Annotated in this window: 20 protein-coding genes and 1 tRNA gene; 10 read left to right on the forward strand and 11 right to left on the reverse strand. The window is 73.4% G+C overall.

All coding sequences use genetic code 11. The features are described from left to right. Nucleotides 1-254: 254 nt before the first annotated feature. The 7 genes from ACI799_RS01575 to ACI799_RS01605 form a co-directional block, all read right to left on the reverse strand. Nucleotides 255-1,364 carry a patatin-like phospholipase family protein gene (locus tag ACI799_RS01575; protein WP_456612250.1) on the reverse strand — a complete coding sequence of 370 codons (1,110 nt, stop codon included), beginning with the start codon at nt 1,362-1,364 and terminating at the stop codon, nt 255-257. Further along, nucleotides 1,334-3,895: a ThiF family adenylyltransferase gene (locus ACI799_RS01580; RefSeq protein WP_456612251.1), complete on the reverse strand. Its 2,562-nt coding sequence runs from the start codon at nt 3,893-3,895 to the stop codon at nt 1,334-1,336. The genes ACI799_RS01575 and ACI799_RS01580 overlap by 31 nt, the downstream gene beginning before the upstream one ends. Beyond that, complete coding sequence (locus tag ACI799_RS01585; protein ID WP_456612252.1) at nt 3,892-5,178, reverse strand: hypothetical protein; 1,287 nt, start codon at nt 5,176-5,178, stop codon at nt 3,892-3,894. Before ACI799_RS01585 ends, ACI799_RS01580 begins: the two co-directional genes overlap by 4 nt. 425 nt (nt 5,179-5,603) lie before the next feature. After that, a complete protein-coding gene (locus ACI799_RS01590) occupies nt 5,604-7,025 on the reverse strand; it encodes a hypothetical protein (RefSeq protein ID WP_456612253.1) in 1,422 nt (473 codons plus the stop codon). A 60-nt stretch (nt 7,026-7,085) separates the two neighbouring features. Then, nucleotides 7,086-8,033, reverse strand: a complete 948-nt coding sequence (locus ACI799_RS01595) for a hypothetical protein (RefSeq protein ID WP_456612254.1) — start codon at nt 8,031-8,033, stop codon at nt 7,086-7,088. A gap of 62 nt (nt 8,034-8,095) precedes the next feature. Continuing rightward, nucleotides 8,096-8,183 (reverse strand) — tRNA-Leu (locus ACI799_RS01600). A gap of 68 nt (nt 8,184-8,251) precedes the next feature. After that, nucleotides 8,252-9,280, reverse strand: a complete 1,029-nt coding sequence (locus ACI799_RS01605; protein ID WP_456612282.1) for a GGDEF domain-containing protein — start codon at nt 9,278-9,280, stop codon at nt 8,252-8,254. A 96-nt stretch (nt 9,281-9,376) separates the two neighbouring features. On the opposite strand from ACI799_RS01605, the gene ACI799_RS01610 reads away from it, so the two are divergent. Together ACI799_RS01610 and ACI799_RS01615 are read left to right on the forward strand one after the other, a co-directional pair. Further along, nucleotides 9,377-10,702, forward strand: coding sequence for a M20/M25/M40 family metallo-hydrolase (locus tag ACI799_RS01610; protein WP_456612255.1), 1,326 nt, complete (start codon nt 9,377-9,379; stop codon nt 10,700-10,702). Between the two features lie 12 nt (nt 10,703-10,714). After that, on the forward strand, nt 10,715-11,518 hold the full coding sequence (locus ACI799_RS01615; protein ID WP_456595624.1) for an SDR family oxidoreductase: 804 nt from the start codon (nt 10,715-10,717) through the stop codon (nt 11,516-11,518). Between the two features lies 1 nt (nt 11,519). Here the strand turns inward: ACI799_RS01615 and ACI799_RS01620 are convergent, their stop codons facing one another. Further along, on the reverse strand, nt 11,520-12,083 hold the full coding sequence (locus ACI799_RS01620) for a class I SAM-dependent methyltransferase (RefSeq protein ID WP_456587897.1): 564 nt from the start codon (nt 12,081-12,083) through the stop codon (nt 11,520-11,522). A gap of 133 nt (nt 12,084-12,216) precedes the next feature. Here ACI799_RS01620 and ACI799_RS01625 point away from each other — a divergent pair, with 133 nt between their 5' ends. Continuing rightward, nucleotides 12,217-13,173: an NADPH:quinone oxidoreductase family protein gene (locus ACI799_RS01625; protein ID WP_456612256.1), complete on the forward strand. Its 957-nt coding sequence runs from the start codon at nt 12,217-12,219 to the stop codon at nt 13,171-13,173. A 40-nt stretch (nt 13,174-13,213) separates the two neighbouring features. After that, nucleotides 13,214-14,038 (forward strand): pentapeptide repeat-containing protein, encoded by an 825-nt coding sequence (locus ACI799_RS01630; RefSeq protein ID WP_456612257.1) that lies wholly within the window; start codon nt 13,214-13,216, stop codon nt 14,036-14,038. On the opposite strand, the gene ACI799_RS01635 is transcribed toward ACI799_RS01630, so the two are convergent. Next, complete coding sequence (locus ACI799_RS01635; protein WP_456587894.1) at nt 14,035-14,238, reverse strand: DUF5703 family protein; 204 nt, start codon at nt 14,236-14,238, stop codon at nt 14,035-14,037. The genes ACI799_RS01630 and ACI799_RS01635 overlap by 4 nt on opposite strands. A 132-nt stretch (nt 14,239-14,370) precedes the next feature. Here ACI799_RS01635 and ACI799_RS01640 point away from each other — a divergent pair, with 132 nt between their 5' ends. The 6 genes from ACI799_RS01640 to ACI799_RS01665 all read left to right on the forward strand — a co-directional run bounded on the left by ACI799_RS01640 (nt 14,371) and on the right by ACI799_RS01665 (nt 19,500). Next, a complete protein-coding gene (locus ACI799_RS01640) occupies nt 14,371-14,643 on the forward strand; it encodes a hypothetical protein (protein ID WP_456587893.1) in 273 nt (90 codons plus the stop codon). A gap of 402 nt (nt 14,644-15,045) precedes the next feature. Continuing rightward, the gene (locus ACI799_RS01645) at nt 15,046-16,140 is read left to right on the forward strand and encodes a quaternary amine ABC transporter ATP-binding protein (RefSeq protein ID WP_456612258.1); all 1,095 of its coding nucleotides are present in this window, start codon (nt 15,046-15,048) and stop codon (nt 16,138-16,140) included. Further along, a complete protein-coding gene (locus tag ACI799_RS01650) occupies nt 16,133-17,134 on the forward strand; it encodes an ABC transporter permease (protein WP_456612259.1) in 1,002 nt (333 codons plus the stop codon). The genes ACI799_RS01645 and ACI799_RS01650 overlap by 8 nt, the downstream gene beginning before the upstream one ends. An 89-nt stretch (nt 17,135-17,223) precedes the next feature. Beyond that, nucleotides 17,224-18,141: a glycine betaine ABC transporter substrate-binding protein gene (locus tag ACI799_RS01655; RefSeq protein ID WP_456587890.1), complete on the forward strand. Its 918-nt coding sequence runs from the start codon at nt 17,224-17,226 to the stop codon at nt 18,139-18,141. Between the two features lie 179 nt (nt 18,142-18,320). Continuing rightward, nucleotides 18,321-18,611: a hypothetical protein gene (locus ACI799_RS01660; RefSeq protein ID WP_456587889.1), complete on the forward strand. Its 291-nt coding sequence runs from the start codon at nt 18,321-18,323 to the stop codon at nt 18,609-18,611. Between the two features lie 85 nt (nt 18,612-18,696). Further along, complete coding sequence (locus ACI799_RS01665; protein WP_456612260.1) at nt 18,697-19,500, forward strand: DUF2470 domain-containing protein; 804 nt, start codon at nt 18,697-18,699, stop codon at nt 19,498-19,500. A gap of 6 nt (nt 19,501-19,506) precedes the next feature. On the opposite strand, the gene ACI799_RS01670 is transcribed toward ACI799_RS01665, so the two are convergent. Then, nucleotides 19,507-21,459, reverse strand: a complete 1,953-nt coding sequence (locus tag ACI799_RS01670; protein WP_456595633.1) for an AAA family ATPase — start codon at nt 21,457-21,459, stop codon at nt 19,507-19,509. Next, nucleotides 21,456-22,436, reverse strand: coding sequence for an aldo/keto reductase (locus tag ACI799_RS01675; RefSeq protein ID WP_456587886.1), 981 nt, complete (start codon nt 22,434-22,436; stop codon nt 21,456-21,458). The genes ACI799_RS01670 and ACI799_RS01675 overlap by 4 nt, the downstream gene beginning before the upstream one ends. Nucleotides 22,437-22,480: the final 44 nt, after the last annotated feature.

Below are 22,480 nucleotides of genomic sequence, written 5' to 3' on the forward strand. Positions count from 1 at the left end.
GATCGTTCGACAGGAGGACTGGATCGGCGGAGAGGACGTCACCGCGGTGGTGGGCCCGTTCCCGACCGAGGCCGAGGGGCGCGCGTCACTGGAGGCGATGACCCGCTGAACTACGAACTGGGACTCGCCAACGCCGCCGTCCTGACCGGCAACCCGGTCGACACGGCCAAGCTGCCGAGCCTGAATCCCGCCGTCGAGGAGGCCTGCGCACCGCTGCGCTGACAGGCTCGCGGCGCGGCGGGGTGATGCGGGTCTCAGCCAAGTAGGGCTGGGGTGTAGTGCTCCAGGAGCAGCCGTGTCAGCTGTTCCCCGCGGGTGGTGACGGCGCGCAGGTCCTCGCTGCTCATGGCCTTGAAGTTGGTCGGATAGTCGTTCACGCGCTGCAGGGGAATGAGCCCTGGGGCGGGCATGGGCAGCTTGTCGTCCCGCTGGCCGAGGTACGCGTGCACGACGCCCTGGAACCGCCCGCGGCCTACCTCGGTGTGCAGCCGTCCCCGGGTCCCATCTTGGGTTCTGCGGTAGGAGATGTCGAAGCTGCGCTTGAGCCGGAACGGCAACACCCGGGCGTTGGACTCGCCCGGCTCCTGGCGGCCGGCGTCGGACGCGATCACGTAGTCGACCGGGTAGACGTGGCGCGTGAACGATCGGTCGCGGCCCGACTCGAGCACCGACAACCCCAGGTTGTCGTAGACACCCCCGTCGGTCAGCGCGACCCGATGGCGCTGGGTCTGCCCGTCGCGCTCGAAGGTGTAAGTCCTCCGGACCGCCGGTAGCAGCAGGGGGAAGGCGGCGCTGGCCGCGACGGCCTCCGCAACGCGGATCGGCTCCACGATCCGCCCGTACATCCAGCCGGAGCTGCCGCTACTGCCGAAGCGGACCGCCCGGCCCGTGATCAGGTCGGTGGCCGAGAGCACGGTCGCCAGTCCCGGGTGGGTGACGTCGGACAAGTGGCGGTCGCCGAAGGCCCGGTTGGCGAGCGCGGCGGCGAGCACATCGGTGCGGTTCCGACTGGCCCGTTCCCGGCCTCGGGGGGCGGCGGCTGCTACAAGATCGCCGGCCCTGCGGATGAGGCGCCCAGGAGCCACGGTGCCTGTGGCGAGGCGTAGCTGCAGACCCCGCCGCAGGAGGGTCACGACCTGCTCGTCGAACTCGTCGAACCGTGCGGGCCCGTAGGCCCACAACGCGGCCAGCAGGCTTCCGCCGCTGATGCCGCTGACGACGGTGACCTTGGGCAGGACACCGGCGTCGTGCAGCGCGCGCAGGCAGCCGAGGCCAAACGCGGTGGCGCGGAAACCCCCGCCGGACAGGGCGAGGCCGACTCGGGTGGGGGGCGTCATCGGAGGCCACCGCGCCAGCGTCGCCACCACGGCACCCCGGCCGGGCCGATGGGCTCGCCGGCGAGGAAGTACCGGCCCGGCGGGCGCGCGGGCTGCGGGGGCGGCGAGCCTCGCCGGTCGTGCCGATCGACGACCCGCGCGTAGAGCTGCGGAGGCGGCGTCAGCTCGGATGCCTCGAGCCAGGTGGTCCAGGCGGGGTCCGGGCCTCCGGCGATGAGCATGAGGCAGCGCGGAGGTCCACCGAGGACCGGAGTGACCAGGTTGGCCATCCCCGCCTCGTCAGTGGAGCTGGGTGCGGCGGGTCCGCCGGGGTGGGTGTGCCACATGCCGGCGAACGAGGTGACCCCGCCGGTGCTGCGCGTGTGGTGGTCGACCAGGTCCTGGGAGCCGTCGACGCCGTGCTCGAAGTGGGTCGCGGCGCAGAGGCTGTCAGGGGTGGGTGGCGTGGCGACGTCGATGAACGCCACCCCCGCTGCCTCGTCGATCTCGCCGAGCAGCATGCCGCCCGTCTCCACTCGGGCACCTCGCATTCGGGCTCCGCGGCGGGCCTCCGCGCGGAGGGTCGCGAGGGCGGTGCGGCTGAGCCGCACCTGGAAGGCGCCGTCGGCGCTCGTCACGACATGGTCGTTGGGCCACCCGACCCATGTCGTCCCCGTCCGACGCTGCGCCTCGTCGTCGGTGGGCTCGAGGCGGACGGCCGCGGCGGCCATCGGCAGCGACGGCGCACCCGGCAGCCTGTCGGTGAGGGCGTCCAGACCGGCGCTGAGCAGGCTGGCAGCGAGAGCAGTCGCTTCAGCGTGCGAGCCGGTGAAGGTCGGGGCCGAGCAGCCGGGCTCGGGCAGGAACACGTCCGACCGTGGCGTGCGCGGGTACAAATCGCTCGCGATGTCGGCGAGCGGAGCCGCCTGCGGGCCGCGTGCGGCGATGCCGAGCCGGCGCAGGACGTCGGAGCCGCCGCTGGCGGTGCCCGCCCGGGACACCGTGACGATGCCGCGCCGGGCCTGATGTCCGACCACAAGCGTCAGCTGCGCCGGCCGCGCGGTCTTGTTCGTCGCGCGCTGGCGTTCCAGGGCGCTGCGGACCCCGGAGTCAGCCGTGGCGTCGATGACGAGATCGAACGGCTCGTCGCCCTCGCTGTGCAGCCGGGACGCGACGCTGACGGCGTCCGGCGTCGCGCCCTCGATCCGCGCGCCGCGGGCGCTGCGGCGCAGGCGGCTGGCGAGAACGAGCGCCTTGGCTTCACCGATGTCGGCGTCGTCGTACGGCTGCCGAACGAGGATGCCGGGCGTCACGATGCCGTTGTCGACGAGCTGCACGTCCCGCGCTCCGGCGCGGACGACGGCTTCGGCGACCGGGGCGCCGAGCGCGCCACAGCCGAGGACGAGGATCCGCTTCCCGCGCAGCCAGGTCGCCGCGCTGGCGGTGTCCCGGCGACGGGTCGTCTCGGCGCGGTCCTCGAACACGCGGGCCCACCGCACCGAGGAGTCGTTCAGCCAGTCCCGCCCGATCTCGGTAGCGCGGGCGCGGATCTCATCGAAGCGCTCCGACTTCTCCGCCATGAGGTCGCCGATCAAGTCGGTGACCTGCCCGCTGAGGGCGTCGAGGCGCCAGGCGACGAGATGGGCGACGCGCGTGCCGTCGACCTCGCGGGAGGGTGTCCCGACGATCACCAGCTGCGGCACGCCCCCGGGTCCCTGCGGCCACGCCTCACCCTTGGAGGGGGCGGGGATGCCGCGCGCCTTGGCGACCATCACGTTGCCGTAGGCGACGGTGCCCATGAGCTCCAGTAGCTGCTCGGCGGACAGGCCCTGATCCGCCAGCCCGCTGAGCAGCTCGGCGCCCTTCGTGGGGTACTCGAAGCCGATGTCGGCGGTCAGCATCACCGCCGCCGCAGCGACCAGGTGCAGACCTTTCGGCCCCTTCGGGGTGCTGCCGGCTGCGACGCGCTGCCAGTACTCGGCGGCGCTCATCCAGTCGACGACGTCGAGCCGCTCCCCGTCTTGGGTGCACAGCGCGACCAGCGTCGTCGGCCCGCCCGACGGGGAGCTGCTCCACGGCACCAGGTTGCCCAGGTCGGCCCGCACGACCAGACGGCCGGAGTCCTTCGAGCCGTAGGCGACCGGTGGGTGTACCGGCACGCCGTCCGTGTCGAGGGTGCCCGCCGCTGCCCGCTCGAGCCACAGCAGCAACCGTTCGATCAGCCCGCGCATGCCGTCGCTCGGCACCCATTCGGTGGACGGTGCCGCGTAGAGGCACAGCAGGCGCCCCCACTGGACGTGGGGCGTGCCGGACCAGCGACGGTGCCGCACCGACACAGAGGGTGGGGCGAACGGGAAGGTCCCGTTGATGACGACGACGAAGCTCTCCCGCTCCCGCAGGCGGATCCCTGGGCCGGGCGCCCAACCGTCCAGCGGGACGGACAGCGAGATCTCCAGCCGTTGGGAAGCCTGGTTGAACACGACGTTGAGGACCTGCAGGCCGTCGTCGCCGTCGGCGAGGGCTCGAAGTTGCTGAACGGCCAGCCGCTGACCGTCGCTCCACGCGGCCTCGTCGGTCACGGGCGGCCAAAGCCGACGACCCCGGACGGGGCCGTCGTACCGCCCCGCTGCTCGCGGACGGCGTCACGCACGCGATCGGCCCCACCGGACTGCGCCGGCGGAACGGTGCCCCCCTGCCAGCGCTCGGCGCCGTAGCGGGCGGCCGCGGCGGCGATCTGGCCGAGGCGGTTCGGCCGGGACCCGAACGCCTTCTCCACACTCCGTGCCGACGCATCGATCACCTGCGGCTCGAGCAGGCGGAGCCCGGTGGCGTCGACCTCGAAGACGACCGGTGCGGGCGCGCTCTCCGAGCCGTGCTCCATGGTGCAGAGGAACTCGTCGGCGATCTCCTTGTAGCGGTCCGCCGCGGCGCGGTGCGGCGGGTTGGCGCCGACGAGGTCCTTCGACGGCACCGGCGTGCTGCTGCTCACGATGCGCGATGGGACGTTCCCGTTCACCTCGATCTGGTCGAGGACGTCCTGCTGGAGCTCGCCGTCGACGTACATCACGTACTTGCTGCAGTGGTGAGGCGCGAGGAGAACATCCCACTCCAGGCGGTCCGTACGTCCGGCCCAGGTGCTGTAGTTGAAGATCTTGATGATGGTCTCGTAGGCCAGGTCGCCGAACAGCAGGAACTTCGCCGTGCCGTCGCCGTCGGTCAGGGTCACCTGCATGGCGACGGAGGTGGTGTTCCGGTCTGCGGCGCAGTCGCCCTTGAACGGAGCGTGCAGGAACGCCTCGAACCGACCGGTGCAGTCGGTGCCGTCCAGAACGGCCACGGCCTCCCCGGGGTAGGACCGGTAGTTGCGGGGCAGGTCCGCGTAGCCGTGCAGATCGCCGTCATCGTCGGCGCCGATGATCCGAACCCGGTCGCCGCTGACGGGCTCTGCACCCTTCGCGATCGCGTCCCGGGTCGCCGTGACCCGGCGCTCTGCCTCCTCGTGGAAGGCCCGCGCCGACTCGCAGATCACCGCGTCCTCGTCCTCGAGCTCGCGCCACAGCCGGGGCGTCGCCCAGAGCTCGCCGATCGTGACCTCGGACAGCAGGTCCTGGAACCCGCGGCAGTGGTCCAGGTCCGCGTGCGTGAGCACGAAGACGGCCAGGTAGGGACGACCGGCCCGCTGAGGGAGCGCCTCGATGATGCGATCTACGACCGCGGTCTCCGGTGTGTCGTCCTGGTCGGCCTTCGCCAGGTCGTGCAGGTCGACCTGCACGACGATCTCGTCGTCCACCACGATCGTCGTGCTGTCGCCGGTGCCGACCGGCCAGAACACGACACCGCGCTGGGTCAGCATCTCCGTCATCTGGGTCCCCCGTGAGCTCGGCCGACCGTGCTCACCTACATCGGTGCCCACGCCGTCGGGATTGGTCCTGCTCAGCGTAGGCAGGGGGTACGACAGAACTGGGGGCTTCGCGGAGCCGTCGTCGGTCCGCCGGCCGAGGCGTCGTCGGGAGTGTCCTTCGCGGGAGCGCGAGTGTCCGTCGCCGGAGGCCCGCTGCCGGGGCAGTGTCCGGCCGGGGAGTTAGGACACTTCCACCGGAATCCGCGGGGAGGCCCGTTCGCCACTCCCGCCGATCTGTTGACAGCGTTCAACACCGGACCGGTCTCCATGAGTGGTGCTGCCGACACGGGGTGCCTAGCTGCCGCGACACCTAGCCGACCACATCCTCGGCGTCGAACTGCGACAGGCCCACCGGTGAACCGGTGGGCCTGTCGCAGCTGTCGTCGCTACTCTTCGTCATGCACGGGGCGCTCGAACAGCTCCTGCTTGAGCTTGGCTAGCTCGTCGAGCCGCTCCTTGAGGTAGTGGTCGGTGGTGCTGCCGCCGTCGTGGGCGAGGTGCAGCTTGGCGGCCTGTTGGTCGGCGGCGCGGTACACGATGCGCCCGCTCGTATGCCTGACATCGTGGCAGCGGAGCTCGATGCGCTCCGTCCAGGGCAGGTTGCGGCGGATGCGGGTGAACAGGTTCTCGATGCGCTTGCGGGTGATGGGTCGGACCTCCCGGGACACGAAGTTCCCGTCGGCGTCGAAGGTGTCGACCGGCCGGGCGTAGAACACCGGCGAGGCGTCGGTGAGTGCCGGGAGGCCGTGCCGGCGCTCCACGGGCGTCGCGTCCGGCGGGGCGGCCACCCGCGGCCCACGGGCGAAGGCGTGCGTGAGCAGGTCGCGCATGTGCGTGGGGGTGGTGGGCCGATACCGCCACGTCTGCTTCTTCTGGTCCCAGTAGCTGATGCGACGGCCTTCGACGTCCAGGCCGCCGCAGGTGGTGTCCAGCAGCGCGCCGCGCCGCACGGCCTGAATGAGCAGGTGACGGAGGATGAGCCCGTCCAGGGTGGGGTCCTGCCCGGTGCTGACGGCGACCCCGTAGACCTCGAGGAACTCCTCTTCGGTCAGTGAACGGGCACCGGCTTCCTGCCGTGGTGGCAGCTTCAGCTTCGTGGCGGGGTTGGCCTTGACCTTGTCCTCGTCGCCCAGCCACCCGAACATCCAGCGGCTGGCCTGCAGGAACTGCTCGCGGGCCCCGCGGCCATCGCTGCGCAGCAGCGGGCGGCCCGCCTGCGCTCGCTTGACGTTGCGCGCGACGGTGCGCTTGAGGCCCCGCCGTTGGGCCCACCAGGCGGCGTCGGCCAGCGTGCTGCGTGCCACCTTCTTGACCGGCATGTCCGGCACCCCGGTGTAGCGCTCGGCGCAGTCGGTGTGCAGCTCGTCGTCGGACATGGCGCAGGCGTCTGCGTGCCCGTCGCCACCGCCCGGGCACGGGCAGGGGCCCACCGCGCACGCCGGGCACGGGCAGGGGCACATGTCCGGCAGTCCGTCGACGAGCAGCTGCAGGTAGGGCGCCCAGGTCTTCTCGCTGCGCGGTAGGTCCTGGCGCATGGCCGTCACGGCGTCGGCGACGGCCTGCCGGACGGTGTAGGCGTTCTTCGGCGTAGCGAGCGGCGGGAGCATGGCCTCGACGTCGAGGGGGTCGAAGCCCTGCGCGATGAGGCTGGCCCGCATCGCGTCGCGGGTGGCAGCGGTCTGGTCGAGGGACTTCCCGGCCTTCTTGCTGCCCTTGGCCGGCCGCTCGGCGTCGCGTCGGGTGGCGCGGTTGTCGGTCGGCTCGGCGTCGGGCCGGTCGCTGTTGCGTGCGGTGGGGGTGGTGGTCATCGGGTCTCTCCTGCGTTGCGGCGGCACCGGTCGTGCCGCAGGCACCCGGGAAGGTGCCGGTCAGCCGACGATGCGCAGTCGCCCGCCGGAGACGGTCGCGGGGCCGGTATCCGCGCCGGTCACGGCCGGGCCGACGGCGTCGTCCAGGGGGCGGGCGGTGTTGTCGGAGGCGGCAGCGGCGGGACGACGGAGACCGTCGAGCAGTGCGGTGATGCCCTCGGTGAGGCGGCTGGCTGCGGTGAGAGTGATCGTGCGCCGGTCGGGGTCGACTACGGCAAGCACGTCGGCCCCGTCCGGGATGCCGGCGTCGGCCCGGACTCCGGTGGTCACGGTGAGCCGGCCGCGGGCGTCCAGCGGTAGCGCGACGGTCGCGAAGCCCGGCCGGGGCTGCGCCGTGCTCCCGGGGAGGTACACGGTGACCAGCGCGCCGTCCCGCTCGGCGGGGAGCTTGGTGGCGGTTCCGGCGTCGACCGGCAGTTGCAGCCGGCCCTTGCTGTCCAGGGCGCGTAGGACGGTTGTGCTGCGGGCGGCGGCCATGCCGGCGGGCAGCGCCCAGATGCCGGACAGGTCCACCTGCGCGCGACCGCCGTTCTCTCTCGCGCCGGAGGTGACGGCGGCCAGGGTGAGGGCGTCCTCCGGTGGTCGTTCGCCGGCGCCGCTGAGCAGCTCACCGAGGCCGGTCCAGGAGGAGGGAACGCCGGTCAGGGCGGGGGAGGCCTGTCGCCCGGGGGCGTCCGACGCGCTCGTGCGGCCGGCGTCGGAACGCGAGGATGGGCGGGGGACAGCGGGGGAGGAGCGCGCGGCGGCGCGTCGGCGGACGACCGGGGCGGCCGGGGGAGCGGAGTTGGGCATGGACCGACCGGTCCGCGGTGCCCCGCGCTGGGCACTCGCGGCCAGCAGTCGCTGGACGACGGCGGCGTCGTCGAAGCCGTGGTCGGCCGCGGAATCGCGATGGATCTCGGCCTGTGCCGGCGGGATGGTTGCCGTGCCCGGGACGTCCGGGACCATGCCCATTGGTTGCTCTACGGGGGCCTGCTGTAGGCCTGGGAGGTGGGGAGATTCCCACTTCGTGGTGTCCGAGGGGGGACTTGAACCCCCACGCCCGATAAAGGGCACTAGCACCTCAAGCTAGCGCGTCTGCCATTCCGCCACCCGGACGAGTGCGTGGAGAAGACTACCTGACCGCAGGGACCGGATCACGCACCCCCCGGCGGCCCGGTCGCGGTTCAGACGGCGGCCAGCGCAACCCGCCCGCGCCCGGCCCGCTTCGCGTCGTAGAGGGCCGCGTCGGCCGCGGTGTAGAGCCCCCGTCGGTCCCGGGAGTGCTGCGGCACGTGGGCCACGCCGAGGCTGATCGACAGCGGCAGCTGGGTGCCGTCGCTGAGCACCAGCGGCTCGGATCGGACTGCGTGCAGCAGCTCCTCGGCGCGCCGCACGGCGACGGCGCGGTCGCAGCCGGGGAGCAGGACGGCGAGCTCGTCCCCGCCCAGCCGGGACAGCACGGCGTCGTGGATGCGGATGTGACCGCGCAGCACAGCGGCGAGGTGCACCAGGACGTCGTCGCCGACCGGGTGGCCGTGGTTGTCGTTGATCGCCTTGAAGCAGTCGACGTCGATCAGCACCAGGGCCGTCCCCCGGGGCACCGACCGGCTGAGCGACCGCTCGAGCGCCTCGTCGAAGGCGCGCCGGGTCGCCAGCCCGGTCAGGGCGTCGACGGTGAGCTGGCGCTGCAGGGCGTCGACCAGCACTTCCTGGGTGCGGTTGGCCCGCACGAGGAGCGCGGCCATGGCGACCAGCAGGGCGCCGAAGAAGAAGAAGTCGGCCAGCGCGGCAGCGGGGGACAGCAGCACCAGCAGGGTGAGCAGCTCGGCGGCCAGCGCGCTCGCGGTCACCAGCACCACCGCCGGGGTCCGCAGGTGGACGGCCGTCCAGAGCACCGGGAACGCGTAGAACGCCTGGGCGCCGGCTGTCGTGTCCGACGTCAGCAGGTTCAGCGAGCCGGTGAGCGCCACCCCGGCCAGGGCCAGCGCGAGGAAGCCGTTCGCCCGGTCGATGCGCTCCGGCGGCAGCGCCCGGCAGGCCGCCGCCGCGCCCAGCAATGCGGCCAGGCCCACCCAGTGCACGACCTGCGCCGCGGCGCCGCCGTCCGATTCGTACAACACCGGCAGGACGAACAGGACCGCCGCGCTGACCACCAGCAGGACCGAGCCGTTGGCGGCGGCGGCTCGGGGTTCACGGGCGCCGAAAGGGCGCATCGTCCTCACGGCCGATCCATCGACCCGGGGATTCGGACGGTGGAGTACCGCATCACTCGCTCGGGTGAGCACCGTCGAGGTGGCACGATCGCGACCATGGCCGACACCCCCGCCCCGCTGGCCGGCGCCCAGGCCGAGGTGGCCGAGCTGCTCAGCGACCTTATCCGGATCGACACCACCAACACCGGCAGCACGTCGACCAGCGCGGGGGAGCGGACCGCCGCCGAGTGGGTCGCCGGCAAGCTCGACGAGGTCGGGATCAGCAGCGTCATCCACGAGTCCGAGCGGGGCCGGGCCAGCCTGGTCGCCCGCATCCCGGGCGCCGACCGCAGCCGCCCGGCCCTGCTCGTGCACGGCCACCTCGACGTCGTGCCCGCCGACCCCGCCGAGTGGAGCGTGCACCCGTTCTCCGGCGAGGAGCGGGACGGCTACATCTGGGGCCGCGGCGCGGTCGACATGAAGGACATGGACGCCATGGTGCTGGCGCTGGTGCGTGACTGGGCGCGCACCGGCGTCCAGCCGTCGCGCGACATCGTGCTCGCCTTGGTCGCCGACGAGGAGGCCGGCGGGAAGCTCGGCGCGCACTTCCTGGTCGACGAGCACCCCGACCTGTTCGAGGGGTGCACCGAGGCGATCAGCGAGGTCGGCGGCTTCAGCATCACCGTCCACGACGACCTGCGCCTCTACCTGGTGCAGACCGCCGAGAAGGGCCTGGCGTGGATGCGGCTGACCGCCGCGGGGAAGCCAGGCCACGGCTCGATGCTGCACGAGGACAACGCCGTCACCCGGCTGTGCGAGGCGGTCGCCCGCGTCGGCGCCCACCGGTTCCCGATCACCCTCACCCCGCCGATGCGCCAGTTCATCGCCGCGGTCGAGGACGCCTACGGCATCGAGGTCGACCTCGCCGAGCCCGAGCTCGCGCTGGCCCGGCTCGGCAGCATCAGCCGGATGATCGGCGCCGCGCTGCGCAACACCGCCAACCCCACGATGCTCGACGCCGGCTACAAGGCCAACGTCATCCCCGGGACGGCGAGCGCCACCGTGGACGGCCGCTTCCTCTACGGGCAGGAGGAGGAGTTCGAGCGCCAGCTCGCCGCGCTGATCGGTGAAGGGGTGCAGCGCGAGTGGCTGGTGCACGACCAGGCGGTGGAGACGACGTTCGACGGCCCGCTGGTCGACCAGATGATCGCGGCGCTCAAGGCGGAGGACGACGGCGCCCGGCCGGTGCCGTTCACCATGAGCGGCGGCACCGACGCCAAGAGCTTTCAGCGCCTGGGCATGCGCTGCTTCGGGTTCTCCCCGCTGAGGCTGCCGGCCGACCTGGACTTCGCCTCGCTGTTCCACGGCATCGACGAGCGGGTGCCGGTCGAGTCCCTCCGGTTCGGCGTCCGGGCGCTCGACCGCTTCCTGCGCAACGCATGATGTGATGCGGGGGTGACCTCTCCCACACCCCGCCCCGGTTCCGTCGCCCTCATCACCGGAGGGACCGGCGGCTTCGGCCGCGCCCTCGCCACCAAGCTGCGCGAGCGCGAGGTCACCGTCGTCCTCGCCGACCTCGGCAGCGAGCGCAACCGCCAGGTCGCGGCCGACCTCGGGTGCGAGTTCGCCGTCCTCGACGTCACCGACCGCGCGGCCAACGAGGAGCTCGTCGCCCGGATCGAGGCCGACCACGGCCGGCTGGACGCCGCCTACCTCAACGCCGGCATCTCCGCGGCCAAGAGCGACGACGTCCTCGACCTCGACGAGTTCATGCGGGTGGTCGACGTCGACCTGTTCGGCGTCGTCTACGGCGTGGCCGCGGCCCGCCCGGCGATCAAGCGCGCCGGGGGCGGCGCCATGGTGGTCACCGCGTCGCTGGCCGGCCTCTCGCCCATGGCGACCGACCCGGGCTACAGCGTCGCCAAGGGGGGCGCCATCGCCTTCGTCCGCTCCATGGCGCCGCGGCTGGCGGCCGAGGGGACGACGATCTCGGCGATCTGCCCCGGGTTCGCCGACACCGCGATCATCGACCGGATCCGCGACCAGTTCACCGCTGCCGGCTTCCCGGTGCTCACCGCCGAGGAGGTGGCCGACGCGATGGTCATGGCCTGGGGCTCGGCCGAGCCCGGCGCGGCCTACGTGATCCAGCCCGGCGTCGGCACGGTGCCCTACAAGTTCAAGGGCGTGCCCAGCGCCAGGACGACGGCGGGCGAGACCGCCGTCGTGCCCGAGGCGCTGCGCCCGCCGTCGATGCGCTGAGTCAGTCCTGCCGGCAGGAGTACAGGAACGCCGGCGGCACGTTCCACGGGGTGATCCGCCACCGCACCGTGGTGAACCGCTTCCGGAGCTCGGGCAGCAGCAGCGGCGAGTACTGGATGACCACGGTGGTGCCGCCCGGCGCCATCGCCCGGGGGACCACGTCCAGGATCCGTCGCCGCAGGCCCGGCTCCAGCGAGGTGTAGGGCAACGCGGAGACGACGACGTCGGCGCGCGCGTCACCGAGGTGGGCCTCGAGGTTCTCCGCGGAGTCGCAGACAACCTGCACGCGGGGGTCGTCGAACCGCTCGTCCAGCAGCTTGGCCAGGCGGGGGTCGATCTCGAAGGTGATCAGCCGCGCGCCGGGGCGCAGCCGGGCCAGGATCTCCTGGGTCTGCGCCCCGGTGCCGGCGCCCAGCTCGACCACCAGCTCGGCTCCCGGCACGTCGGCCATGTCCAGCATGTCGCGCACCGCCGCACGCGAGGTGGGGAGCACCGCCCCCACCTGCCGCGGGTGGGCGAGGAACGCGCCGAGGAAGCGCAACCGGTCTGTGAACTGCTCGATCATCGAATTCCCTCCCGGGCCGCCGCGGGGGAGGGCGGCCACCGCCCCGCACCCTGGCACGCCTGCCGCACCGGGGCGAGCCGGAGGGGAGGGGGCACGTGACGGCGGTCACCGGTGATCTGGCAAGGTCGGGCCCATGCGTGCATGGCGGGTACACGAACTCGGTGATCCCTCGAAGGTCATGAGCCTCGACGACGTCGACCAGCCCACACCGGGCGAGGGCCAGGTGCTGGTCAAGGTGCGGGCGGCGGCCTTGAACTTCCCCGACGTCCTGATGGCCATGGGCATGTACCAGGAGAAGCCGCCGCTGCCCTACACCCCGGGCGTCGAGCTGTGCGGCGAGATCGTCGAGACCGGCCAGCGGGTCATCGGCTCGCCGTCCGGCGGCCCCGGCGCCTTCGCCGAGTACGCGCTGATGGACGCGAACAACGCCTGGGCCGTGCCCGACTCGATGACCGACGAGAAGGCCGCATCGCTGTATCTCACCTACCAGACCGGGTACGTGGGCCTGCACCGCCGAGCCGGCATCAAGGCCGGTGACTGGTTGCTGGTGCACGCCGGCGCCGGAGGTGTGGGGACCGCGGCCATCCAGATCGGCAAGGCCGCCGGGGCGAAGGTCATCGCGACGGCCGGCGGCGCCCGGAAGACCGGGATCTGCCGCGAGCTCGGGGCCGACCACGTCATCGACTACACGACCGAGGACTTCGTCCCGATCGTCAAGGAGGTCACCGGCGGACACGGTGCCGACATCGTCTACGACCCGGTCGGCGGCGACGTCTTCGACAAGTCCCGCAAGTGCATCGCCTTCGAGGGCCGGATCGTCGTCGTCGGCTTCACCAGCGGCCGCATCCCCGAGGCGCCGGCCAACCACCTGCTGGTCAAGAACTACAGCGTCGTGGGCCTGCACTGGGGGCTGTACCGGAAGATGGAGCCCTCGCTCATCGGCAAGGTGCACGACGAGCTCGTGAAGCTCATCGAGTCCGGCGCCGTCGACCCGCTCGTGGGGGAGTCCCTGCCGCTGGACCAGGCGCCGCAGGCGCTGGCCAAGCTGGCCGACCGCAGCACCGTCGGCAAGGTCGTGCTGGTGCCCTGATACGGCCGGGCGGGGATCGGCGCCTAGCCTGGTCCCCGCCATGCCGTCCCGCCCGCTGCCCGTCGTCGACGACCGGGTCCACCTGCGGGCGGACTGCTCCCGGTGCGCCGGCCTGTGCTGCGTCGCACCCGAGTTCGCCGCCTCGGCCGATTTCGCGATCGACAAACCGGCCGGCACCCCCTGCCGGCACCTGGGCGAGGACTTCCGCTGCGGCGTCCACGCCACGCTGCGCGACCGGGGCTTCCCCGGCTGCACGGTGTTCGACTGCTTCGGCGCCGGCCAGCACATCACCCAGGCGACGTTCGGCGGCCGCACCTGGCGGGAGACGCCGGAGCTGGCCCGTGCCCAGTTCGCCGTCCTGCCCGTGATGCGCCAGCTGCACGAGATGCTCTGGCACCTCACCGAGGCGGTCTCCCTGCCCGCGGCCGCGCCGCTGCGCGCGGAGCTCCACGCGGTGCGCGACCGGATCGAGCGGCTCACCGGCGCCACCCCGGAGCAGCTGACCGCGCTCGACGTCGGCGCGCAGCGCGGACCGGTGGGGGAGCTGCTGGGCAGGGTCAGCGAGCTGGTGCGTGCGGGGACGCGGGCGCGGGACCGCCGGGGCGCCGACCTGGTGGGCCGCGACCTGAGGGGCACCGATCTGCGCGGCGCGAGCCTGCGCGGCGCCTACCTGATCGGCGCCGACCTCCGCGGCGCCGATCTGGGGACGGCGGACCTGCTCGGTGCTGATCTGCGCGCCGCCGACGTCCGGGGTGCGAACCTCGGCCGGTGCCTGTTCCTCACCCAGCCGCAGGTCTCGGCGGCCCGGGGCGATGCGGCCACGCGGATCCCGGCGGCGGTGCGCCGCCCGGCGCACTGGCGCTAGATGACCGGCTTGGGCAGGTAGGACAGCCGCGCCCGGCGGCGCAGGATGACCTTGCGGGTGCCGTCGGCGTGCAGCTGGAGGCGGGCCAGCTCCCACCCGCCGACGTCGGACTGCAGGCTGAGCATCGTGGCCGCTGCGGACCGGGAGGTGCCCGGCGGGATCCGCAGCGGCGCGAACTCGTAGTCCCCGGCGCTCTCCATCGGCCCGATTGTGCCTGCCGTTCGCCCGGAGGGCACGTGTTGGTCGCCTCCCTCACACCGCCCCGTCCTGCCGGTTCGCCGGTCGGACGGCACGATGGAGGAAGACCGCATCCGCTTGTCAGGGAGGACGACGTGACCGAGCCCGCTTTCTCGAGCGACGTGCCCGACGCCGACCGCGCGGAGCAGGAGGCGCTCCTCGACCCGCCCGCTCCGTCGCGCGCGGGGGAGGCGACGTCGCCCACCGGCGACGTGCCCGAAGCCGATGCGCTGGAGCAGCAGCTGGCTGCCCGCCCCGGCGAAGCCGGCGGCCCCCGGGAGCCCATCGGGTACCGCGAGGCGAACGACGCCGACGTCCTCGAGCAGGAGACCGTCGTCCCGATCGAGGACGACGAACCGGGGGAGTGACCCCCGTGCAGTGATCGGCTCGCACCGCCCGGCCGCCCTCCCGGAGGGCGGCCGGGCGGTGTCGTGTGGGCAACGGCACAGGAAACCACTCATCCGGGTCGCGGGACATGACGGTTGCGTGACAAAGCTTCCGTCGGGCCTTGTCCGTGACCTTTTCGTTTCCTGAGCCCTGTTAGGTCATCGGCGACGGAGACGGATCGAGGAGTGCCCACGGGCCTGTCCCAGCCGCGTCGTGCGACGCGGCGGCGCTCCTCCGGGCGGTGCGCCAGAGCGCTCGCACGAGTCCTGACCCCGCTGGCGACCTGCGCCGGTGAGCGGTCGCGACCTTGGCAACGGACGACCAGCAGACCTCCTGCGCCGGTGCCCGCCCGGGATCCGCACGACGATCACCGGAGGTAGCACGTGCCAGTCCTGAGAGTGGAAGGCCTCTACAAGGTCTTCGGTCGACGACCGGAGGACGTCGTCGACCGGTTGCGAGCCGGCGCCTCGGCCGCCGAGGTGCAGGCATCGGGTGCCACGGCCGCGGTCATCGACGCCTCGTTCGAGGTGGAGCAGGGCGAGATCTTCGTGGTCATGGGTCTGTCCGGGTCGGGGAAGTCCACCCTCATCCGGATGCTCAACGGCCTGGTGCGGCCGACCGCGGGGCACGTCTACGTCGGCGACGAGGACGTCGCGGCGCTCGACCCCAAGGGGCTGCGCGCCGTGCGGCAGCAACGGATCAGCATGGTGTTCCAGCACTTCGCCCTGCTGCCGCACCGGAGCGTGCTCGAGAACACCGCCTACGCGCTCGAGGTGCGAGGGGTCGACCGCTGGGAACGGCAGGCGGCCGCCCGCGAGGCGCTGGAGATGGTGGGGCTGCAGGCGTGGGCCGACCACCGCCCGGACGAGCTCTCGGGCGGGATGCAGCAGCGGGTCGGCCTGGCCCGGGCGCTGGCCGCCGGGACCGACATCCTGCTCATGGACGAGGCGTTCAGCGCGCTGGACCCGCTCATCCGGCGGGAGATGCAGGACCAACTGATGGACCTGCAGTCGCGGCTGGGCAAGACGATCGTCTTCATCACCCACGACCTCAACGAGGCCATGCGGCTCGGCGACCGGGTAGCCGTCATGCGCGACGGCCGCATCGTCCGGCTCGACACGCCGGAGGCGATCCTCGCCGACCCGGGTGACGAGTACCTGGAGCGGTTCCTCGCCGACGTCGACCGGTCCCGCGTCTTCACCGCCGGCGACGTGATGAGCGCGCCGGTGGAGGGGGCCGACGGGCGGCCGGTCGCCACCGCCGTCACCGTCGCGCCGGACACCCCGCTGGCCGACCTCCTCGAGCCGTCCGCGCTGTCGGAGGCGCCGCTGCTGGTCGCCGACGAGGCCGGGGAGGCGCTCGGGGTCGTCACCCGCGGCGACGTGCTCGCCGCGCTCGGCGGCGTCAGCACCGACGGCGCGCACCCCCCGACCCCGGCCGACGACGACCCGCAGACCGTGGAGGCGCCCCGTGCCTGAGACCCGCCTGATCACCGCGGCCGAGGAGAGCGCGCTCCCGCGCGTGCCGCTCGGCGACTGGATCGACACCGGCTTCGACTGGCTCAAGGAGAACTTCGACCCGGTCTTCGACGCCGTGAGCACGGGCATCGAGACCGCCGTCGACGGGATCACCGAGGTGCTCCTCTTCCCGCCGCCGTTGCTCTTCGCGGTGCTGCTGGCGCTGCTCGGCCTGGCGGCACGATCGATCGCCTTCGGGATCGGTTCCCTGGTCGGCCTGCTCCTCATCCAGAGCCTGGAGCTCTGGGAGGCGGCGATGGAGACGCTGTCCCTGCTGCTGTTCGCCACCGTCGTCGCTCTGGTGATCGCGATACCGACCGGCATCGCGGCGGCGAAGAGCGACCGCATCAGCTCGGTCGTCCGGCCGGTGCTGGACTTCATGCAGACGATGCCCGCCTTCGTCTACCTCGTCCCGGCGGTCATCTTCTTCAGCATCGGGGTGGTCCCCGGCGTCATCACCACCATGGTGTTCGCCATGCCCCCCGGCGTGCGACTCACCGAGCTCGGCATCCGCCAGGTCGATGCGGAGACCGTCGAGGCCGGCTACGCGTTCGGCAGCTCGCCGGGGCAGATCCTGCGCGGCATCCAGCTGCCCCTGGCCCGGCCGACGATCATGGCCGGCGTCAACCAGGTGATCATGCTGGGCCTGTCGATGGCCGTGATCGCCGGGCTCATCGGTGCCGGCGGCCTGGGCCAGATCGTGGTCACCAGCATCTCCCGCCTGGACGTGGGGCTGGGTTTCGAGGCCGGTCTCGCCGTGGTCATCCTGGCCATCTACCTGGACCGGCTCACCGCCGCCTTCGGCAGGTCGGACACGGCGTCCCCCTTCGGCCGCGTGCGCCGCACCCTCCGCCGCCGGAGAGGGCCCAGCGCGTCGACGAGCGTCGGCAGCGGCACCGTCCCGGCCCCCGGCCAGCCCACCGAGGAGCTGGCCACAGCGTCCCCGCGGTCCTGATGAGACGGCCCGGACGGGCCGGTCAGGACCAGCGGACGACGATCCGCGACCTTCGTGGATCGGTAGCAACACCGGAAGGAGCACTACCTGTGCGCAAGCATGCAACCCGGCTCGCCGCCGGACTGGCCGCCGTCGCCCTGAGCGCCACCGCCTGTGGTGGGGACGAGGGCACGGAGGACACCACCGCTGCCGGCAACGGCAGCGGGAGCGAGAGCTGCGACTCGGTCACCCTCGGGTTCATCCCGTCCTGGACCGACGGGCTGAGCACCGCCTACCTCTGGCAGAACGTCCTCGAGGACCGCGGCCTCGAGGTCGAGTTCGAGGAGATCTCGGAGGCCGGGGTGCTGTACTCCGGTCTGGCCGGCGGGGACGTCGACGTCTACCCCTCGGCCTGGTCGGAGGTCACCCACGCCGACTACATGGACGAGTACGGCGACCAGATCGAGGACCTCGGGGCCTGGTACGAGGGCGCCGTCCTCACCCTGGCCGTGCCGGAGTACGTCGACATCGACTCGATCGCCGACCTGGCCGGCAACGCCGACATGTTCGGCGGCCGCATCGTCGGGATCGAGCCCGGTGCCGGTCTGACCCGCACCACCAAGGACAGCGTGATGCCGACCTACGGCCTCGACGACTCCTACCAGCTCGTCGAGTCCTCCACCACGGCGATGCTGGCCGAGCTCCAGTCGGCCGTCGACGCCGAGGAGGACATCGTCGTCACGCTGTGGCACCCGTTCTGGGCCTACAACGAGTTCCCGCTCAAGGACCTCGCCGACCCGGAGGGCGCCCTGGGTGACCCCGAGGCCCTGCACCTGCTCGGCCGCGAGGGCTTCAGCAGCGACTGCGCCGAGGTCGCCGAGCTCATGGGTGAACTGCAGCTGAGCGACGAGCAGTACGCCTCGCTGGAGAACACCGTCGTCAACGAGTACGGCGAGGGCCAGTACGCCGAGGGCGTCGAGGCGTGGCTCGAGGCGAACCCGGACGTCGCGGAGACCCTGAAGAGCTGACGCGGCTCGCTCCCCGGAGCGACGGGCGCGGGGCCCGGCGGTGCATCCGCCGGGCCCCGCGTCGTTCCGCCGGGTGGGTGAACGACCTGCACCCGAGCTGCCCCGACCCTGCCGGTCCGGCACGGTGGGGCGTGGACCGGGAGGTGCGGGCTGTGGCGACGGACGGGGATCGACGGTCGGTGCGTGACGCCGCGGTGCGGGAGGCCACCGAGCGCTGGGCCCACGCTGCCGGGGTCTCTCCGTCCGTGGCGCGGGGCATGGCGCCCACGAGGCGTCCGGTCGCCGTCCGCCTGCTCCGCGGAGCGCTGCTCGGCGCGGCGTTCGGCGCCCTCCTGCTGCTCCTGGCGTCCAGCGCCGGCACCTCCACCACTCCCTGGGTGCTGCTCGTCGTCGCCCTCGGACTGCTCGTCGTCCGGATCGGCGGGCCGGGGCGGCGGAGCCACCGACGGACGGCCGCGTCCGGGAGGTGATCTCCACGCCGGTCGCGTGCGGGGGCGCCCCTTTTCGCCGGACGACTTCTTTGGTTAGGCTGCCCTAACTGACCGAGGAGGGGCCATGCCGAGCAGCCCGACCCACCCCGCGCCCGAGCGCCGTCCGGAGGCCGACGGGCTCCGGCCCGCGCCGGCCGAGCGCGCCCGCACCGTCGCCACGCGGTCCGCCGCGACCGTCTGCGCGCCCGGTGTCGAAGGCGGCCGGCTGCTCGCCCACACCGTCACCAGCGCCGGGCAGGTGCTGCTGGTCGTCCCCGCCGACGGGGACATCGCCGACGCCGTCCACCGCGCGCCCGACCAGGACCTCTCGGCCCTGCTGATGGTCAGCGACCATGCACCGGTGCCGCTGCGCCGGCCGATCCGGGCGCAGCTGTGGCTCTCCGGCTGGGCGACGCCGGTGCGGGCCGAGGACGAGCGGGCCGCCGTCCTCGCCTTCGCCGAGACCCGGCCCACCGAGGTCCTGCTCGACGTCGGCCGGTCCGCGCGGCTGCTGCGCCTCGACCTCGCCGAGGTGGTCCTGGGGGAGGGCGGCGACGGCGTCGAGGTCAGCCCGCAGGAGTTCGCGGTGGCCCGTCCCGACCCGCTGGCCGCCGTCGAGGCCGACCATCTGCGCCACCTCGCCGGAGCGCACGCCGACGTCCTCGCGCTCCTGGCCGGCCGCGTCCCGGCCGACGTGGTGGGCCCGGCCGGCGTCGTCCGCCCGCTCGGCCTGGACCGCTTCGGGTTCCGGCTGCGCGTGGAGCGGCCGTTCGGCCACACCGACGTGCGGGTGCCGTTCCCACGCCCGCTCACCTGCGCCGGCCAGCTCGGCGCCGCCGTCGGCCAGCTGCTCTGCGCGGCCCGGGCGGCGCGGGACTGCCGCGGCTGACGGCGTTCAGCCGGCGATCTCGCGCAGCAGCCCGGCCAGCCGGGTGCGCCGCGGGCGCACGTCGACGTCACGGACCGCCCGGGCCAGGGCGGCCCCGCTGGCGTGCACGATCGACAGGTGCTTCTGCGCGCGGGTCAGCGCGGTGTAGACCAGCGGACGGGAGAGCATCCCGCCGGCCTCGGGCGGGAGCACCACGACGACGCCGGGCCACTCCGACCCCTGCGCGCGGTGCACGGTGATCGCCCAGCCGTGCCGCAGGTCGGGCAGCGCATTGCCGGTGACGGTGACCGGGCCGGAGCTGAAGTCCACGGTCAGCGACCCGTCCCCGGTCCCGGTGACGACGCCGACCTCGCCGTTGGCGAAGCCGGTGGGCTCCAGGTCCAGGTGGTTGGCGGTGGCCACCACGCGGTCGCCGACGTCGAAGCCGAACACCGTGCCGTCACCGGGGTTCAGCTGCGCCTTGAGCGCCTTGTTCAGCTCGATGGTCCCGGCCGGCCCGCGGTGCACCGGGGTGACGACCTGCACCCCGCCGGGGTCGATGCCCAGCGCACGCGGGATCGAGTCGGTGACCAGCTGGACCACGCGGCGAGCGGCCTCGCCGCTGCCGGTGGCCGGCACGACGACGACCTCGCGGTCGGGGGAGTCGACCGGCGGCAGCTGCCCCTCCCGCACGGCCGACGCCAGCCGCGCGATCGCTCCGCCCTCGGCCTGCCGGTAGAGGGTGGTCAGCTCGGTCACCGGGACGACGCCGGAATCGATCAGGTCGCCCAGCACATGTCCGGGGCCGATCGAGGGCAGCTGCGCCGGGTCGCCGACCAGCAGCAGGTGGGTGCCGTCGGGGCAGGCCTCCAGGAGTGCGGCGGTCAGCTCGACGTCGAGCATCGAGGCCTCGTCGACCACCACGACGTCGGCGTCCAGCGGCCACTCCTCGTTGCGGGAGAAGCCACCCGAGGCGCCCTGTGCCCCGAGCAACCGGTGCACCGTGACCGCGGGGTGGTCGGTGAGCTCCTCCAGCCGCTTGGCCGCTCGGCCGGTGGGTGCCGCGAGCGCGACGTCGGTGCCCTTGGTGCGCAGCAGCTGCACGACCGCGGCCACCGTGCGGCTCTTCCCGGTGCCCGGGCCGCCCGTGAGCAGGCTGACCCCGGCCGAGAGCACCTGGGCCACCGCCTGCTTCTGCGCCTCGTCCAGCCCCTTGGCCACCGAGCGCACCGAGGCCGGGTCGGCGATCCGCTCGGCGGCGGCGGCGAGCCGGGCCACGTTCTCGGCCACCGCCTCCTCGGCCATGCCGTACCGGGCCAGCGACAGCATCCGCAGCGCGGGATCGGGTTCGGGGAGCTCGTCGACGTCCTCGTCGGGCTCCGGCTCGGGCGGCTCGTGGTCGAGCACGTCGCCGGAGTCGACGGCCGCGACGATCGCGGCCGCCGGGTCGGCGATGCCCTCGGCCTGCAGCGCGGCCACGACCAGGTCCACCGGCAGCACGGTGTGCCCGTCGCGGGTCGCCGTCCGCAGGGTGAGCCCCACGATGGCGCGGCCGCGCCGGGAGTCCTGCCGGTCGGCGCCCTTGAGCACGGCGATCGCGAGCCGGTCGGCGTCGGTCAGCGTCACGCCGGAGAGCCCCAGCAGGGCCCACGGGTCGTCCCGCAGCCGGCGGGCGGCGTCCTGGCCCAGCGCGTCGGCCACCCCGGCGGCCAGCTTGGCCGGCAGCCCGGCGCCCACGAGCAGCTCGACCACCTCGTAGGTGGGGGCGGCGGCGAGGAAGCTGGAGAACAGCCGCTCGGCGCGCTGCCGGCCCACCCGCGGCAGCTTCAGCAACCGGTCGGCGGTGACGTCGTCCGGGGTGGTGATGCCGGCGGCCGGCAGCTCCGCCGCCGCGCGCTTGCCGAGCCCCGGCCACAGCCCGGCCGCGCAGAAGGCGGCGAAGACCAGGTCCGGGCCGGGGGTCGTGGGGTCGGCGCTCACCGGTCGGACCGGCGATCGGGATAGCTGAAGTGCGGGGCGGAGACGTCCTCCAGCGCGGTGCGGATCGCGGCGGGCAGCCGCACGCCGTCGGAGTCCAGGGACGCCTGCAGCTGCTGGGCGGTGCGCGCGCCGACCACCGGGGCGACGACGCCGGGCCGGTCCCGCACCCAGGCCAGCGCCACCGCCAGCGGGGTGGTGCCCAGGCCCTGGGCCGCGGTGATCACCGCCTCGACGATGCGGTCGGCCGCAGCCGAGCGGAGGTTGTCGATGAAGCCCTGCCACTGCGCCGACGCCCCGCGGCTCTCCGACGGCGTGCTGTGCCGGTACTTGCCGGTCAGCAGCCCACGGCCGAGCGGCGACCAGGCGAGCACGCCGAGCCCCAGCGCCTCGGCGGCCGGCACGACCTCCCGCTCCACGCCGCGCTGCAGCAGCGAGTACTCGACCTGGGTGCTCACCAGCGGCGTGCGCCCCGGCCACGCCTTCTGCCAGGTCGCGGCCTGGGCGGTCTGCCAGCCCGTGAAGTTGCTCACCCCGACGTAGCGCGCGCGCCCCGAGGAGACGGCGAGGTCGCAGGCGGCCAGCGTCTCCTCCAGCGGCGTCGTCTCGTCCCAGGCGTGCAGCTGCCAGAGGTCGACGTAGTCCAGGCCCAGCCGCTCCAGCGACGCGTCCAGCGCCGAGATGAGGTGCCCCCGGGAGGCGCCCCGGCCCATGGGACCGGGTCCTGTGCGCCCGACGGCCTTGGTGGCGACGAGCACCTGCGAACGGGGGACGACGTCGGCCAGCAGGTGGCCGAGGGTGCGCTCGCTCTCGCCGTCGCAGTAGACGTCGGCCGTGTCGACCAGCGTGCCACCGGCGTCGACGAAGGCCGTCAGCTGCATGGCGGCCTCGTCCTCGTCGGTGTCGCCGCCCCAGGTCATCGTGCCCAGCGCGAGCCGGGACACGATCAGACCGCTGCGCCCCAACGCCCGTTGCTCCACGACCGGCCAACCTACCGCCGTCACCCGGCGCGCACCCGGGAGCA

It is taken from the genome of Blastococcus sp. SYSU DS0753 (assembly GCF_054051175.1).

Bases quoted from the DNA above. Each gene is read 5' to 3' on its own strand.
- ACI799_RS01595 (WP_456612254.1), bottom strand. From the start codon at position 8,033: ATGGTCCCGGACGTCCCGGGCACGGCAACCATCCCGCCGGCACAGGCC.
- ACI799_RS01610 (WP_456612255.1), top strand. From the start codon at position 9,377: ATGGCCGACACCCCCGCCCCGCTGGCCGGCGCCCAGGCCGAGGTGGCC.
- ACI799_RS01630 (WP_456612257.1), top strand. From the start codon at position 13,214: ATGCCGTCCCGCCCGCTGCCCGTCGTCGACGACCGGGTCCACCTGCGG.
- ACI799_RS01625 (WP_456612256.1), top strand. From the start codon at position 12,217: ATGCGTGCATGGCGGGTACACGAACTCGGTGATCCCTCGAAGGTCATG.
- ACI799_RS01590 (WP_456612253.1), bottom strand. From the start codon at position 7,025: ATGACCACCACCCCCACCGCACGCAACAGCGACCGGCCCGACGCCGAG.
- ACI799_RS01585 (WP_456612252.1), bottom strand. From the start codon at position 5,178: ATGACGGAGATGCTGACCCAGCGCGGTGTCGTGTTCTGGCCGGTCGGC.
- ACI799_RS01665 (WP_456612260.1), top strand. From the start codon at position 18,697: ATGCCGAGCAGCCCGACCCACCCCGCGCCCGAGCGCCGTCCGGAGGCC.
- ACI799_RS01605 (WP_456612282.1), bottom strand. From the start codon at position 9,280: ATGCGCCCTTTCGGCGCCCGTGAACCCCGAGCCGCCGCCGCCAACGGC.
- ACI799_RS01620 (WP_456587897.1), bottom strand. From the start codon at position 12,083: ATGATCGAGCAGTTCACAGACCGGTTGCGCTTCCTCGGCGCGTTCCTC.
- ACI799_RS01635 (WP_456587894.1), bottom strand. From the start codon at position 14,238: ATGGAGAGCGCCGGGGACTACGAGTTCGCGCCGCTGCGGATCCCGCCG.